This is a genomic window from Acuticoccus sediminis (assembly GCF_003258595.1).
In the GTDB taxonomy this organism is placed as follows: Bacteria; Pseudomonadota; Alphaproteobacteria; order Rhizobiales; family Amorphaceae; genus Acuticoccus; species Acuticoccus sediminis.
In genome coordinates, this window is the sequence record NZ_QHHQ01000001.1 from 1,002,724 (window position 1) to 1,018,185 (window position 15,462).

General features: G+C 72.4%; 4 protein-coding genes and 1 pseudogene. 4 read left to right on the top strand and 1 reads right to left on the bottom strand.

Going from position 1 to position 15,462, the window contains the following annotated elements; genetic code table 11:
* Window positions 1-15 precede the first annotated feature (15 nt).
* The gene (locus tag DLJ53_RS35490; protein ID WP_111342650.1) at window positions 16-8,448 is read left to right on the top strand and encodes a type I polyketide synthase; all 8,433 of its coding nucleotides are present in this window, start codon (window positions 16-18) and stop codon (window positions 8,446-8,448) included.
* A 141-nt stretch (window positions 8,449-8,589) separates the two neighbouring features.
* A complete protein-coding gene (locus DLJ53_RS04310; RefSeq protein ID WP_111342651.1) occupies window positions 8,590-13,266 on the top strand; it encodes a type I polyketide synthase in 4,677 nt (1,558 codons plus the stop codon).
* A 212-nt stretch (window positions 13,267-13,478) separates the two neighbouring features.
* Here the strand turns inward: DLJ53_RS04310 and DLJ53_RS04315 are convergent, their stop codons facing one another.
* On the bottom strand, window positions 13,479-14,321 hold the full coding sequence (locus DLJ53_RS04315) for an EamA family transporter (protein ID WP_111342653.1): 843 nt from the start codon (window positions 14,319-14,321) through the stop codon (window positions 13,479-13,481).
* A gap of 278 nt (window positions 14,322-14,599) precedes the next feature.
* Between DLJ53_RS04315 and DLJ53_RS36350 the strand changes: the two are divergent.
* Window positions 14,600-15,091, top strand: a pseudogene (locus tag DLJ53_RS36350) (LysR substrate-binding domain-containing protein); the annotation flags it as partial.
* Window positions 15,092-15,132: 41 nt separating this feature from the next.
* Window positions 15,133-15,453 carry a LysR substrate-binding domain-containing protein gene (locus DLJ53_RS35950; protein ID WP_244935042.1) on the top strand — a complete coding sequence of 107 codons (321 nt, stop codon included), beginning with the start codon at window positions 15,133-15,135 and terminating at the stop codon, window positions 15,451-15,453.
* The last annotated feature ends 9 nt before the right edge of the window (window positions 15,454-15,462 follow it).

Here is a 15,462-nt window from a genome sequence, read left to right on the forward strand (position 1 = left end):
AACGGGAGCGCGTCCATGGCGAGCGAGAGCTTTGGGATCATTGCGCTGACACCGGCCGGCCTGCCTGACGCCCGGCTCGTGTTCGCCGCCGACCGGTCCGGCCATCTCGGGATCCTGAACGCGGAATCCGGCCCCTTCCCGCACGAGGCGATCGCCGCGTTGCGGGGCCGCACCCGCGCGCCCTTCGGCGTGAAGCTCGGTCCGCTCGACGAGGCGGCCCTCGCGGCCGTCGCCGGCGCCGTGGAGGACGGCCTAGGCTGGCTCGTCGTCGACGCCGCCGACGTGTTCGCCGACCCCGGGCTCATCGCGGCCGCTATCGCCCTCGGCGTCGAGGTGATCGTCGAGGCGATCGCCTGGGACGACCGCCTGGCCGCCCTCGAGGGGCACGCCGCGCTGATGGTGAAGGGCCATGAGTGCGGCGGTCTCGTCGGCGAGGAGACCGCGTTCATCCTCATGCAGAAGGCGCTGGCGCGCCAGTCGGCCCCGGTCTGGGTGCGCGGTGGGATCGGCATGCACTCGGCCTCCGCGGTGCGGGCGGCGGGCGCGGCCGGCGTCGTGCTCGACGACCAGCTTCTGCTCCTCGCCGAGTCGCCGCTCGCCGAGAAGGCACGCGCCGCGCTGAACGACCTGACCGGGCTCGAGACCGGCCGCGTCATCGCCGGCGCCCGGACGTGGCGCGTCTTCGAGAAGCCGTCCTTCCGGCACCTGCGTGCCCTGCGGGAGACGATCCGCACCTCCGCGGACGCGGACGCGGAGGCCGTGGTGACGGCCCGGATCGGCTGGGCGGACCCCGCGGTCGACATCGTCCCGCTCGGCCAGGCAGCCACTTTCGCGGCCCCGTTCGCGGCCAGGTACGTCACCTTCGGGCGCCTCGCCGCGGCGATGCTCGCCGAGACCGAGGCACGCCTCGACCTCGCGCTCGAGACCGATCCGCTCGGCAGGGACAAGGGCGTCGCCGCGACCCACGGCACCCTGTACCCGATCGTCCAGGGCCCGATGACCCGGGTCAGCGACGATGCCGGGTTCGCCCAGGCGGTGGGCGAGGGGGGCGGCCTCCCGATGCTGGCGCTCGCGCTGATGCGGCCGGACGCCGTCGAGGCGCTTCTGAAGGATGCGTCGGACCGTCTCGCGGGCAAGCCCTGGGGCCTCGGCCTCCTCGGATTCGCGCCGGCCGAGCTCGTCGCCGCGCAGGTCGAGGTCGCGCGGCGCTACAATCCGAAGTTCGCCCTCATCGCCGGCGGCCGTCCGGATCAGGCAAAGGCGTTCGAGGACGACGGCATCGCCACGTACCTCCACGTCCCGTCGCCGCGGCTCCTGACGATGTTCATCGAGCAGGGCGCGAAGAAGTTCGTCCTCGAAGGGCGCGAATGCGGCGGCCACGTCGGCCCGCTGTCCTCGTTCGTCCTCTGGGACTCGATGGTGACGACGCTCCTCGCCAACGCCGGTACCCCGGAGAAGAACGCGGAGATCCACGTCCTCTTCGCCGGCGGCATCCACGACGCGCAGTCGGCCGCCGTGGTCTCGGCCATCGCGGCGCCGCTCGCCAAAGCCGGCTTCAAGGTCGGCGTCCTCGTCGGCACGGCCTACCTCTTCACCAGAGAGATCGTGGAGGCCGGCGCGATCGTGCCGGAATTCCAGAAGACCGCGCTGTCCTGCCGGACCACGCACACGCTGGAGACCGGTCCCGGCCACGCCTCGCGCGCCGCCGAAAGCCCCTTCACGGACGAGTTCGAGCGTCGCCGCCGCGAGCTGCAGTCCGGCAACGTCTCCGCCGACGACGCGCGCGAGGAGCTCGAGGCGCTGTCGCTCGGCCGCCTGCGCCTCGCCTCCAAGGGGACCGAGCGCGGCGGGCCGAACGGGGATATCCAGGAGGTCCCGCTGGAGCGCCAGCAGACCGAAGGCATGTACATGATCGGCCAGGTCGCGACGATCCGCGACGCCGTCACCACGGTGGCCGACCTGCACGAGGAGATCTCCGTCGGCGGCCACGCGCTCCTCGAAGCCGCCCGGGCGCGCCGGACGGAGTCCGCGCTGGAGGCGGCGCGCACCGCGCGCCGCGGCGAGCCGACCGAGATCGCCATCGTCGGCATGTCCGCGTCCCTGCCGGGCGCCGAGACGGTGAAGGCCTACTGGGAGAACATCCTCGACAAGGTCAACGCCATCTCCGAGGTGCCCGAGACGCGCTGGGACTGGCGCATCTATTTCGACGAGGACCGCAACGCGCCGGACAAGATCTACTCGCGCTGGGGCGGCTTCTCGAGCGACCTGCTGTTCGATCCGCTGAAGTTCGGCATGCCGCCGAACTCCATCCGGTCCGTCGACCCGCTCCAGCTCATGACCCTGGAGCTGGTGCGCCGCTGCCTTGCCGACGCGGGGATCGAGTCGGCGCCGGACAGCCGCGAGAAGATGTCCATTATCCTCGGCGCCTCGGGCGGCGCGGGTGACGTCGGCGCCCAGTACGCCGTGCGCTCGGAGATGCCGCGCTTCCTCGGCGAGCTGGAGCCCGCGGCGGCCGAGCGCCTGCCGACCTGGACCGAGGACTCGTTCGCCGGCATCCTGCTCAACGTCGCTGCCGGCCGCTCGGCCAACCGGCTCGACTTCGGCGGCGTCAACTACACGGTGGACGCGGCCTGCGCCTCCTCGCTGACGGCGGTCTACCAGGGCGTTCTGGAGCTCGAGACCGGGCGGTCCGACTGCGTCATCGCCGGCGGCGTCGACACGGTGCAGGGCCCCTTCGGCTACCTCTGCTTCTCCAAGACGCAGGCGCTGTCGCCGCGCGGCCGCTGCCGCACGTTCGACTCCACCGCCGACGGCATCGCCATTTCCGAGGGCATCGCCGTCGTCGCGATGAAGCGCCTCGCCGACGCCGAGCGTGACGGCGACCGCATCTACGGCGTCATCAAGGGCGTCGCCGGCTCGTCGGACGGGCGCGCGAAGTCGATGACCGCGCCGCATCCGGACGGCCAGATCCGCGCCCTCCGCCGCGCCTACGAGATGGCCGGCTACTCGCCGACCACCGTCGGCCTGTTCGAGGCGCACGGCACCGGCACCGTCGCCGGCGACACGGCCGAGCTGGAGACCGTCTCGCGCGCGCTCAGCGAAGCGGGCGCGGCGGTCGAGGGCGAGCACGCCATCGGTTCGGTGAAGACGCTGATCGGCCACACCAAGGCGGCCGCCGGCATCTCCGGCCTCATGAAGGCGACGCTCGCCTGCTATCACAAGACGCTGCCGCCGCACGGCTATCTCGACAAGCCGAACGGCAAGCTCAGCGCCGACGGCGCCCCGCTCTACATCGTCGACGAGGCGCTGCCCTGGCTGGTTCGCGACGGCGAGAAGCGCCGCGCCGGCATCAGCGCCTTCGGCTTCGGCGGCACCAACTTCCACGTGACGGTCGAGGAATACGACAGTCTCGCCCCCGCGCCGGCACCGCGCGAGGTGTGGTCGCACGAGCTCCTCGTCTGGCGCGCGCCGGACCGGGCCGCCCTTGCCGCTGCGGTGAAGCAGACCGCCGACCGCCTCGAGGGCAACAGCCCCGCGGTGCGCGACCTCGCCATGACCCTCGCGCGCAAGCTCCCGGCCAGGGGCGTGACCGCCTCGCTGGTGGTCGACGGCCGCGCCGACCCGCAGGCCGCCGTCGCCCGGCTCGCCGCCGCGCTCGCCGATCCGGAGGCCGCGACCCCGGCCGGCGCCGCATTCAGCGCCGCGCCGCTGCTCGCCTCCGGCAAGACGGCGTTCGTCTTCCCGGGTCAGGGCTCGCAGTACGTCGGAATGTTCCGAGAGCTGGCGCTCCTCTTCGAGGAAGCCCGGGCGGGACTCGAGGCGGCCGACACGGTGCTCGCCGACGTCATGGCCGGCAAGGGCCTGCCGGGCGGGCGCCTCAGCCGCGCCGTCTTCGCCCGCGCGCTCTACGATCAGGCCGCGCGCGACAAGGCGCAGTCCCGCCTCACCCGGACCGACATCGCCCAGCCCGCGCTGGGCGCGGTCGAAACCGGGCTGCTGGCGCTCCTGAAGCGGCTGGGTGTCACCGCCGACATGGCGGCCGGCCACAGCTACGGCGAGTTCGTCGCCCTCTACGCCGCCGGTGTCCTCGACCTCGGCCAGCTCCTCGAGCTGTCCGAGCTGCGCGGCCGCCTCATGATCGAGGCGGCGGGCGAGGGCGACCTCGGCACGATGGCCGCCGTCCGCGGCAAGCGGGCCGACATCGAGGCCGCGCTCGCCGGCATCGAGGGTGTGTGGGTCGCCAACCACAACGCTCCGGACCAGACGGTGCTGTCGGGCACCAGGACCGGGATCGACGCGGCGCTGAAGGCGATGGAGAAGGCCGGCCTCTCCGGCCAGAAGATCACCGTCGGCGCGGCCTTCCACTCACCGATCATCGCCGAGGCCGGCGCCCGTCTCGCCGAGCATATCGGCGCGATGCGGCTCGCCGCCCCGGCCTTCCCGGTCTACTCGAACACCACCGGCAAGCCGCACGACGCGGACCCCGCCGGGGTCGCCGCGGCGATGGGCGCGCATCTCGCCAGCTCGGTCGAGTTCGTCGCCGAGATCGAGGCGATGTACGAGGCCGGCGCCCGCGTCTTCCTGTCGGTCGGGCCGAAGTCGGCGCACGCCAGCATGGTCCGGAAGGTGCTCGGCGACCGCCCCTGCAGGTCGGTGTCGATCGACGACGGGAAGGGCGGTCTCGAGGGCCTCCTGCGCGCTCTCGGCGCGATGCTCGCCGAGGGAGCCGAGCTGGACCTCGAGCGGCTCTGGCAGGGCCGCGACTGCCGCGCCCTCGCGACGGACTTCAAGGCGCACGAGCGCCAGCCCGCGCCGGCGAGGCACATGTGGTGGCTGAACGGCAGCGGCGCCCGCCCCGTCGGCGCGCCGCCTCTCCCGGTCCTCACCCTCGAGGCCGCGGAGGCCGAGCGGGCCGCGCGCGCGTCCGCGCGCACCCTCGCGGCAGACGCGCCGGTCGCTGCGATGAACGGCGCAACGAACGACGGGGCACATGCCCCGACATCCACCGGGGCGGAGATCCCGGGGCTCAACGGGTCGCATGGCCCGGCAGAAACGTGGGGAGCGGCGCGGTCGGCATCCGACTCAACCCAGGAGACTCGCAACAGTGTGACCGCCAGGTCGGCAACGCGCTTGGGCCGCAGAGACACATTGAAAAAGGAGAGAGTTCGAATGGTGGATTCGACGCGAACGGCCGCGCAGGACGCGTCGCTCGCCGATTTTCAGGCGACGATGCAGCGCTTCCTGGATGTTCAAGAAGGCGTCATGCTGGCCTACTTCGGCGGGACGGACGTGTCCGCCGGCACGGCACAGCAGCCGAGCCTCCCGGCCCGCACCCGGCGTGAGCCGATGCGCCTTCCGGCCCGCGGCGACCTGGGCGGTGCCCGCCCCGGTCCGAGCCGTCTGGCCGCTCCGGCGCCCGCGGCCTACGAGCCCGATCCGGCTCCGGCCCCCGCTCCGATGAGCAACGGCGGCTACGCCAACGGTCACGACCACGGGCACGGCCTCAACGGCGCGTCGCACAAGGCGAACGGCACCGCCGTCGCCGAGGCGTCACGGCCGGCTCCCGCTCCGGCACCGGCGCCCGCGCCCGCTCCGGCCCCCGCGCCGGTCGCGGCGGCCCCGGCGAGCGCCGACCTCGGCCGCGCGCAGATCTCCGAGATCCTCCTCGGCGTCGTGGAGGAGCGCACCGGCTACCCGCGCGACATGCTCGACATGGACCAGAACCTCGAGGCGGACCTCGGCATCGACTCGATCAAGCGGGTCGAGATCGTCGGCGCGCTCCTCAAGGGCCTGCCGGCCGGCGTGCAGCCGAACGTCGCCGACCTCGGCGAGACGCTCAACGCGCAGAAGACCCTCAACGGCATTCTGGACACCCTCTCCGAGCGCATCGGGTCGGGTGCGGGGGCCACAGCCCCTTTTGAGTTAACCGAGACGGGCACCTCTTCCCCGGCGGCGACGGCATCCGCCCGTCCGTCTCGGTACATTCTCAAGGCCCATGCCGAACCTCTCGGCGCTCCGGCAGCCTTCGCGCTGCCGAAGGGCACCTACCTCGTCAGCGAGGACGCAGGCGGGGTCGCCCGGACCCTCGTCAGGCTCATCGAGGAGGCCGGCGCCCGGGCCAGACTGATCCCGGCCGACCTCAAGGCGCTGCAGGACGTGACGATCGATCCCGCTTTCCCGGTGGTCGGATTCGTCCACGCCGCGCCGCTCTCCGCGGCCCGCATGTCGGCCGACAGCGACCCCTCGCAGTGGCGCAACGAGCTGCTGCGCAACGAGCTCTTTCCCCATCAGGCCCTGCGCGCCTTCGGCAGGTCGCTGTCGGACGGCGGGCGCATCGTCCTCGTCTCCGGTCTCGGCGGACGCTTCGGTCGTGACGGCCGCGTCAACGCGCTGAAGCTCGAAGGCGGCGGGCCGGGCCTTGCCAAGAGCGTCAAGGAAGAGTGGCCGAACGCCGTCGCCAAGGCGGTCGACCTCGACTCCAAGGCTCCGAAGGACGTCAACGCCGCGCTCGTCCTGGACGAGCTGCGCGTGCCCGGCGGGCGCATCGAGGTGGGCTACCCCGAGGCCACCCGCACCGTCTTCCGCAGCGAGGCCGTCGAGATCGCGGCCGGACCCGACCGCGACGCGCTGCCCGAGGGCGCCGTCGTGATCGCCACCGGCGGCGCGCGCGGCATCACCGCGGAGGCGCTCCACGCGCTGGCCCGGCCGGGCGTGACCTTCGTCATCGTCGGCCGCACGCCGCTCCCCGAGCCGGACGCCGACCGCTTCCCCGCCGCCGGGACGGTGGCCGAGCTGCGTACGGCCATCATCGCCGACGCGAAGGCCCGCAAGGAGCCCGTGAAGCCCGCGCAGGTGGAGCGGATCGTGCGCGCCACACAGCGCGACCGCGAGATTCTTGCCAACCTCTCCGAATTCCAGAAGGCCGGCGCGCGGGTCGAGTACCGCATCGCCGACGCGCAGGATCCGAAGGCCATCACCCGCATGGTGAAGGACCTCTACGCCACCTTCGGCCGCGTCGACGGCGTCATCCACGGCGCCGGCGTGATCGAGGACCGCCTCCTCGTCGAGAAGGACGCGGAGAGCTGGCTGCGCGTCGTCGAGACCAAGATCCTCGGCGCCCTCGCCATCGCCCGCGGCCTGGATCCGGCCGGGCTGCGCTTCTTCGTGATGTTCGGTTCCGTCGCCGGCCGCTACGGCAACGCCGGCCAGTCCGACTACTCGGCCGCCAACGAGCTGCTCAACCGCCTCGCCCTGCAGTTCCGCTCCAAATGGCCGGAGACGGTCAAGGTCGCGGTGCTCAACTGGGGCCCCTGGGCGGGCACGCGCCACGGCCCGGGCATGGTCTCGGACGAGACGCGCCGCAAGTTCGAGGGCAAGGGCGTCATCCTTGTCGAGCCGGTCGGCGGTGCCGAGGCCTGCCGCGACGAGATCTTCCGCGGCCCCATCGACGTCGTCGAGGTGGTGCTCGGCGAAGGTCCGTGGGAGCGCCACGAGACCGACCAGAGCGCGCTTCTCCCCGGTGCGGCGGAGGCCGTCGCCGGCGAGCCGAGCGCCCTGCCGCTCCTGCCCGGCGCCACGAACACCGAGGGCCAGCGCGGCGGGCGGCTCGTCACGCGCACGCTCTCGGTCGCGTCCGACCTCTACCTGCCGCAGCACCGCATCGACGGCGTTCCCGTCCTGCCGATCGCCTGCGCGCTGGAACTCGCGGCCGAGACGGCGGCGATGGTCTGGCCGGGCTGGACCGTGACCGAGGTGTCGGACGTGCGCCTCCTCAAGGGTCTGCGCCTCGAAGGCGACCGGGACGTGCCCGTCGAGCTGGTGGTTCAGGGCAGCGAGCACGGCGACGCGTCGGGCTTTTCCGCCTCGGTCCGCATCAAGTCGGCCGGGCCGAAGGGCGCGCCGCACTACAGCGCCGCCGTCCAGCTCGCCGACCGACTGCCCGACGCCGAGACGGTGAGCGACATCATCGACCCGCGCCCCGCCAGCGTGTCGGCGCGCCAGGCCTACCGCGAGATGTTGTTCCACGGCCCCTGCTTCCAGGCGGTCACGGAGATCGTCGGCCTCGACGAGACCGGCGTCGTCGCCTCCGTCGAGGGGCGCGGCCCGGCCGAGTTCATGCGCCCCGTCGCGGCGGACGCCGGCTGGCTGTTCGACCCCTCGCTGGTTGACTCCGCCGCTCAGCTCGCCTGGGTCTGGTCGTGCGTCCACCGCAACGCCCCGGCGCTGCCGAACCGCATCGGGCCGATCCGCCGCTTCGCCGGCGCCGGTCCCGCCGCACGCATGGTGCTTCGGGTGCGGGAGGACCCGGCCGCCCCTAACGCCCTCTGTTCGGAGGTGCTCGTGCTCGACGACGACGGCCGCACGGTGATGGTGATCGACGAGCTGGAGAGCACGTCGAGCGAGGCGCTCAACCGCTTCCGCGGCTGGAACGGCGACGTGCGCGTCTGACGCGCCGCCGGGCGGCGAGGCGCCGGCCCCGCCGCCGTCGCGATGGGCGCCACTCCGGACGGCCGGGCCATTCTCAGACGCGGCGACGTCGCCGAGTACGACGGCCGGGCGGCGAACCCTTGAGTGATATCGGAGATTTCGATGGCCGACGCTGGCCGGATTGATCGAGCAAGAGACGTTGCCGTCATCGGGATGGGCTGCCTGTTCCCGGGCGCCGACGGTCCCGCCCAGTTCTGGCAGAACATCTGCGCCAAGTCCGTGCAGATCCGCCAGCCCGTCGAGGCGTGGGAGGCGGACCGCTACCTCGGCTCCGACAGCACGACCCGCATCACCACCTCCGCCGGCGGCTTCCTCGGCGACCTGTGCCGGGTCAATCCGGCGTCCCTCGGCATCATGCCGAACTCCGTCGACGGGTCCGAGCCGGACCAGTTCCTCGCCCTCAAGGTCGCCCGCGACGCGCTCGCCGACGCCGGCTACCTCGACGGCTACGACCACGAGACGACCGGCATCATCCTCGGCCACTCGACGTACCTGCACCGGGGCAACGCGAACGTGGTGCAGCACGGCGTCGTGCTCGACCAGACCGTCGGCCTGCTGCGCGACCTCCTGCCCGGGGTGTCGGAGGACGCGCTCGCGCGGATGCGGGAGGTCCTCCTCGACCACCTGCCGCCGTTCAACGCCGGCACCGCGCCGGGCCTCGTGCCGAACGTCATGACCGGGCGCATCGCCAACAGGCTCGACCTGCGCGGCCCCAACTACATCCTGGACGCGGCGTGCTCCTCCTCGCTGCTCGCCGTCTTGTCGGCGGTCGAGGAGCTGCGCGCGGGGCGCAGCGATCTCATGATCGCCGGCGGCGCGAACGGCGCGATCCCGGCGGAGGTGAACATGGTGTTCACCCAGCTCGACGCGCTGTCGAAGTCCTCCACCGTCATGCCGTTCTCGGAGGATGCGGACGGCACGCTCCTCTCGGAGGGCGTCGGCGCCATCGTCCTGAAGCGCTACGCCGACGCGGTGCGGGACGGGGACAACATCTACGCCGTCGTCAAGGGCCTCGGCCAGTCGTCGGACGGCAAGGGATCCGGCCTCCTCGCGCCGCGCCTCGAGGGCGAGATCGCCGCGATCCGCCGCGCGTACAAGGACGCCGGCGTGTCGCCGGACACGATCGGCCTCATTGAGGCGCACGGCACCGGCATCCCGCTCGGCGACCAGACCGAGGTGTCGGCGCTGCGCGAGGTCTTCGGTGCCAGGCGCAAGGCGGTGCCGGAGATCGCGCTCGGCGCGCTGAAGTCGCTCATCGGCCACTGCATCCCCGCCGCCGGCATCGCCGCGCTCATCAAGACGACGCTGGCGCTCCATCACCGCACACTGCCGCCGACGGTGTGCACCGAGGTCAACACCACGATCGGCCTCGGCGAGAGCCGCCTCTACGTCAACACCGAGACCCGGCCCTGGATCCAGCCTCGCAACGCGCCCCGCCGGGCCGGCGTCAACGCCTTCGGCTTCGGCGGCATCAATTCGCACGCCGTGCTGGAGGAGGCGCCCGAGTCCGAGGCGAACCCGCCGCGCCCGGCCTTCTGGCCCGTCGAGCTGATGGTCCTCGCCGGAGAGACGCGCGACGGGCTGGTCGCCGCCATCAGGGAGCTGGAGGCCGCCGTCGCCGGGCCACTCAAGGGCGAGCCGCTCGGCGGCATCGCCAAGGGGCTGGCCGAACGGTACGGCAATGTCGGCCCCGTGCGGGTCGCGATCGTCGCCACCAGCACAGACGAGCTCGCCGACCGCCTCGCCAAGGCGCGGGAGCGCATCGAGGGGGGCCGCGCCCGCTTCCAGGTCCGCTCCGGCATCTACGGCTCGGACGGCGACGGGCACGGCAAGGTGGCCTTCGTCTTCCCGGGCGAAGGGGCGCAATACCAGTCGATGCTGGCCGAGATCCTCGGCCCCTTTCCCGAGGCGCGCCGCTGGTTCGACTTCTGGGACGGCCTCTACGGCGATGCCCGCGGTTTCCGGCCGTCGGAAGCCGTCTATCCGCCGCCGACCCTCCTCGCCTCCGACACCAAGGCGGAGTTGGACCGCGCCCTCTTCGGCCTGGAGATGGGCTCGGAGTCGGCGTTCATCGCGAGCCGGGCCCTCTCCGCCGTCGCCGCGCGGCTGGGGCTGAAGCCGGACTGCGTCGTCGGCCACTCTTCCGGCGAGCACGCCGCGCTCTACGAGGCGAAGGTCCTCGGCGCGTCGGGCTGGGACGAGCTGGAGAGCCGCATCCGCGAGCTGAACACGCTCTACAAGGCCATCGAGGACTCGACGACCATCTCCGGCGGTGCGCTTCTCACCATCGGCGGCCTCGCCCGCGAGAAGGTCCACGCGCTGGCGGGCGCCGCCGAGGACGTCCACGTCGCGCTCGACAACTGCCCGCAGCAGACCGTCCTCTACGGCCAGCGCACCGAACTCGACAAGATCGTCGCCGAGGCGGGCAAGGAGTCCGCGCTGTGTGCCTTCCTGCCGTTCGACCGGCCGTACCACACCTCGCTCTTCGCCCCGGTCGCGGAGATGGTGGAGGGGATCTACGCGCAGCTCGACTTCGCCGCGCCGCGGATGCCGGTCTACTCCTGCGCCAGTGCGGCGCCGATGCCGGAGACGCCGGAGGAGATCCGCAAGCTCGCTGCCCTCCAGTGGCAGAGCAAGGTGCGCTTCACCGAGACGGTGGAGCGCATGTACGCGGACGGCGTGCGCACTTTCATCGAGCTCGGCCCGTCGGCCAACCTCACCGGGTTCATCGAGAACACGCTCCAGGGCAAGGACGTGCTGGCCGTCGCCTTCGGCAGCCGCCGCCGCTCCAGCCTGGTGCAGCTCATGCACAGCCTGGCGCGCCTGTGGGTCGGCGGGGTGCCGGTCGAGGTGGGCGCCCTGTTCGAGGGGCGCCGCTTCGGCCCGTCCGACGTCGTCGGCGACCGTGCCAAGCGGCGGCCGGAGACGGTCATCTCCAACACGCTGCCGATCATCCGCCTTCCCGAGGACAAGATCGCCGAGCTGCGGGCGGCGATGTTCCCGGCCGGCCCGCCGCAGGCCGTGGAGGCTCCGACCGAGGCGCCTGCGGCCGAGGACGTTGTCGCGCCGGCCGAGCACCCGGCCGTCTCGCGCCCGCCGGCCGGCGCCTACCCGTTCCTGCAGCGCATCGGCGTCAACGACGGGCGCCGCCTCGTCGCCGAGTGCGACCTCGCCCTTGCGGCCGACGCGTTCCTGCGCCACCACGTCCTCTACGCGATGGAGGTCTCCGACCTCGACCGGGACCTCTGCGCGCTTCCGGTGGTGCCGCTCGCGGTCACCATGGAGATGATGGCGGAGGCGGGTGTCGCCCTGACCGACGGCCTCGCGCCGGTCCGGCTCGAGAAGGTTCGCGCCTACAACTGGGTCTCGCTCGACGAGGGTGCCCGCACCATCGGCATCGAGGCGACGCGCCTCGCCGACCGCGAGAATGACGCGGTGGTCGTCGTTCGGGTGGTCGACGCGCTCGGCGGACCGCTGGTGGAGGGCACCGTCGTCCTCTCCACGTCACCGGCGGTGCCGGGTGACGTCGCCATCACGCCGCTGGCCGAGCCGCAATGGCCGCTGTGGTCGGACGAGCAGCTCTACCGGACGGGGATGTTCCACGGTCCGCTCTTCCAGGGCGTCGCGAGCCTCCATTCATGGGACGACACCGGCCTCGACGCGATCCTCGCCGACACGCCGCTCGACGGCTTCTTCCGCGACGGGGAGCGGCCGCGGCTGGTCCTGAACCCGGCGCTGCTCGACCAGGTCGGGCACGTCACTGCCTTCTGGATCGCGCAGGGGATGGGGACGGACTTCTCGTCCTTCCCCTCGCGGATCGACCTGATCGAGCTGTTCGACGCCGGCCGGGAGGATACGGCGGGGGCGATCATGTCCGGCCGCCTCGGCTTCGAGGAGGGCGAGGGCGGCACGAACTACCTCCGGGGCGATTTCGTCTGCATCGGCGCGGGCGGCGAGCCGCTGCTCCGCGTGACGGGCTGGCACGACCGCTTCTTCGACGTGCCGCACAACTACTACCGCGCCCGCTGGCAGCCGCGGGACGAGTTCTACGGCTACGAGGTGTCGGACCTGTTCGCGGAGCTTCCCGATGGGGCGGTGGTGTGGCAGGTGCCGGCGTTCCCGGCCGGATTCCTCGACGATGCCGGTGGGATCTGGCGTCGCGTCCTGGCGCATACGGTGCTCTCCGGCGACGAGCGGGCGGAATGGGCGACCTTCGCCGGCAAGCCGAGGCGGGCCGACGAGTGGCTCCTCGGCCGCGTCGCCATGAAGGAGGCGGCGCGCGGCTGGTTCATGCGCCACCTCGACATGGGGGTGCTGCCGGCCGACATCATCATCCGCGTCGACGCCGACGGGAAGCCGTACATCGACCCCGAGGGCCTAGCGATCCTCGGCGCGGTGCCGGAGATCTCCGTGGCGCACGTCGCGGGCGAGACGGTCGCCGTCGCCGCGCCCCCGGGCGTGCCGGTGGGGATCGACCTCGAGGTCCTCGGGCGGGCGCAGCCGGCCGACATCATGACCGGCGGCTTCTCCGACGCGGAGCGGCAGTACATGAACGAGATGGGCGCCTGCGGCGAGGTGGACGTCCTCCTTGCGTGGTGCGCCAAGGAGGCCGCGGCCAAGTGCCTGGGCACCGGGCTCAACGGACAGCCGACGGCCTTCGCGCTCATGATGCTCGACCCGGCCGGCGGCGCGGCTGCGATCGCGGCTCCCGACGGCTCGGAGGTCGAGATCTGCCTCGGCATGGCCGACCGCGCGGTGCTGGCCGTGGCCTACCTCTGAGCCGGCCTCCGGGCGCACATGTTCCATAGAAAGCCTCGCCTTATGACGGGGCCGCCGGGATAAGTGAAAAAAAGTGCAGCGGCACGGAACCAAGTCCGGATTGGGGCATTAGGTAACCTGTGGTTCTCGGTCGTCCCCCGTCCGAGTGCGACATCCACCTTCGACAGACTGGCCGCCCGCGAGGCGGCCATTTTTTTGTCCTCCGCGCGGTTTCAGAGGCGGACGACCACGACGCCGAGGGCGATGAAGACCGCCGCCGCCCAGCGCTTGTGGCTGACGGGCTCGCGCATCACCGTGGCGGCGATGAGGATGGCGAAGAGGATGCTCGTCTCCCGCAGCGAGGCGACGAGGGCGATGGGGGCCTGGGTGAACGCCCACACCGCGATCCAGTACGACCCCAGCGACATCGCGCCGGCCGCGACCCCCGGGAGGCCCGCCGCCGGGAGCCGGGCGAAGGCGGCGCGCCCGCGCATCGTGCCGGCGATCACCGCCATCAGCACCGCGTTGAGCGCCATCATCCAGAGGATATAGCCCGACGCCGTCCCCGCGACGCGCGCGCCGAGACCGTCGAGCAACGTGTAGGACGCGGTGAAGCACGCCGTGCCGAGCGCGTAAAACAGCCCCTTCCGGTTCATCGGCTTGCCGCCCGACCGTTCGAGCGAGAGCGCCAGCACCCCGCCGGAGATCGCGAGGATCGCCGCCAGCTCCCGCATCGTCGGTGCCGCGCCGAGCCATATCGCGGAGACCAGCGTGACGATCAGCGGGGCGGTGCCGCGCGCCATCGGATAGGCCTGGCTGAGGTCCGCGTGGGTGTACGCCTGGACGAGGAAGAGCTGGTAGCCGCAGTGGAGCAGCGCGGCGGCGACGATCCAGGGGATCGCGTCCGCCGACGGCAGCGGCACGAACGGCATGATCGGCACCGCGAGCGCCCCCTGCGCCAGCGCCAGGAGCAGCACCGACGAGTAGCGGTCGAGCCCGACCTTGATGACCGAGTTCCATCCGGCGTGGAGGAGGGCGGCCGCGAGCACGGCGAGGAAGACGGCGGTGTCCATCATTCCGCCCCGACCGTCGCCGCGAGCGCCCGACGGTCGGCCCGAGGCGCGGCCCTCATGTCGGGGTTTGCGCGCGGGCCGGCGGCCGCGACCGGCGGGACGCGGTTTGCCCGAACCTCGGGCACTGTGATTTTGTGTGTCATCGGGATGATATGGCCGATAATAACCACCCGGAATAACGATATCTTCTCGAACTCGATGTGAGGTTTCCGCACATGAAGCGAGGCGTCCTGCCGCTCAATGCCCTGCGCGCCTTCGAGTCGACCGCGCGGCTCGGCCAGATGACACTGGCGGCGGACGAGCTGGGCGTCACCCACGGCGCCGTCAGCCGGCAGGTCCGGTCGCTGGAGGACGTCCTCGGCGTGGCGCTCTTCGAGGGGCCGCGCAACCATCTGACGCTCACCCCCGCGGGCCGCGAGCTCCATCCGGACCTCACGCGCGCCTTCGACCTCATCGATAGCGCCGTCACGCGGATCACCGAGCCCGACCGGCAGACGCTCGACGTCTCATGCCTCGGCACCTTCTCGATGCGCTGGCTGATCCCCCGCCTGTTCGACTTTCACGACACCCACCCGGCCATCGAGGTGCGCCTCACCACCGACGACATGCCGGTGGACTTCCGCCGCCAGCGCCTCGACGCCGCGGTGCGCGTGGGGACGGGACCGTGGCCCGGGGCTGTCGTCACGCCGCTGTTCGACGAGTTCGTGGGACCGGTGCTGAGCCCGAAGATCGCCCCGCCGGATGCCGCGCCCGGTGCGTCGTTCACCGCCATCTCGGGCCTGCCGCGGCTTCATACGCGGACACGGCTTGCGGCTTGGCCGGACTGGTGCGCGTGCGCGGGCGCGCCCCGCCGGAGGCCGGGGAGGGGCGGACCTACGAGCACTTCTACTTCATGCTGGAGGCGGCGACCGCGGGGCTGGGTGTCGCCATCGCCCCCGAGGTGCTGGTGCGCGACGACGTTGCCGCCGGCCGCCTCGTCGCCCCCTTCGGCTTCGTCGCCAGCGGCATGCGCTACGTCGCGCTGAACCCTGAAGGCTCCGGCGGGCGCGAGCGGCCATTCATTACCTGGCTGGCGGACCGGGCGAAGGCGGAGGACGCGCTCGCCCGCGAGCTCGCCGCCGCGACCGGCGCCTGAGCCGGCCGG

What these genes read in the sequence shown, in the direction of transcription:
- DLJ53_RS35490 (WP_111342650.1), top strand. Translation starts at nt 16, where the DNA reads ATGGCGAGCGAGAGCTTTGGGATCATTGCGCTGACACCGGCCGGCCTG.
- DLJ53_RS04315 (WP_111342653.1), bottom strand. Translation starts at nt 14,321, where the DNA reads ATGATGGACACCGCCGTCTTCCTCGCCGTGCTCGCGGCCGCCCTCCTC.
- DLJ53_RS04310 (WP_111342651.1), top strand. Translation starts at nt 8,590, where the DNA reads ATGGCCGACGCTGGCCGGATTGATCGAGCAAGAGACGTTGCCGTCATC.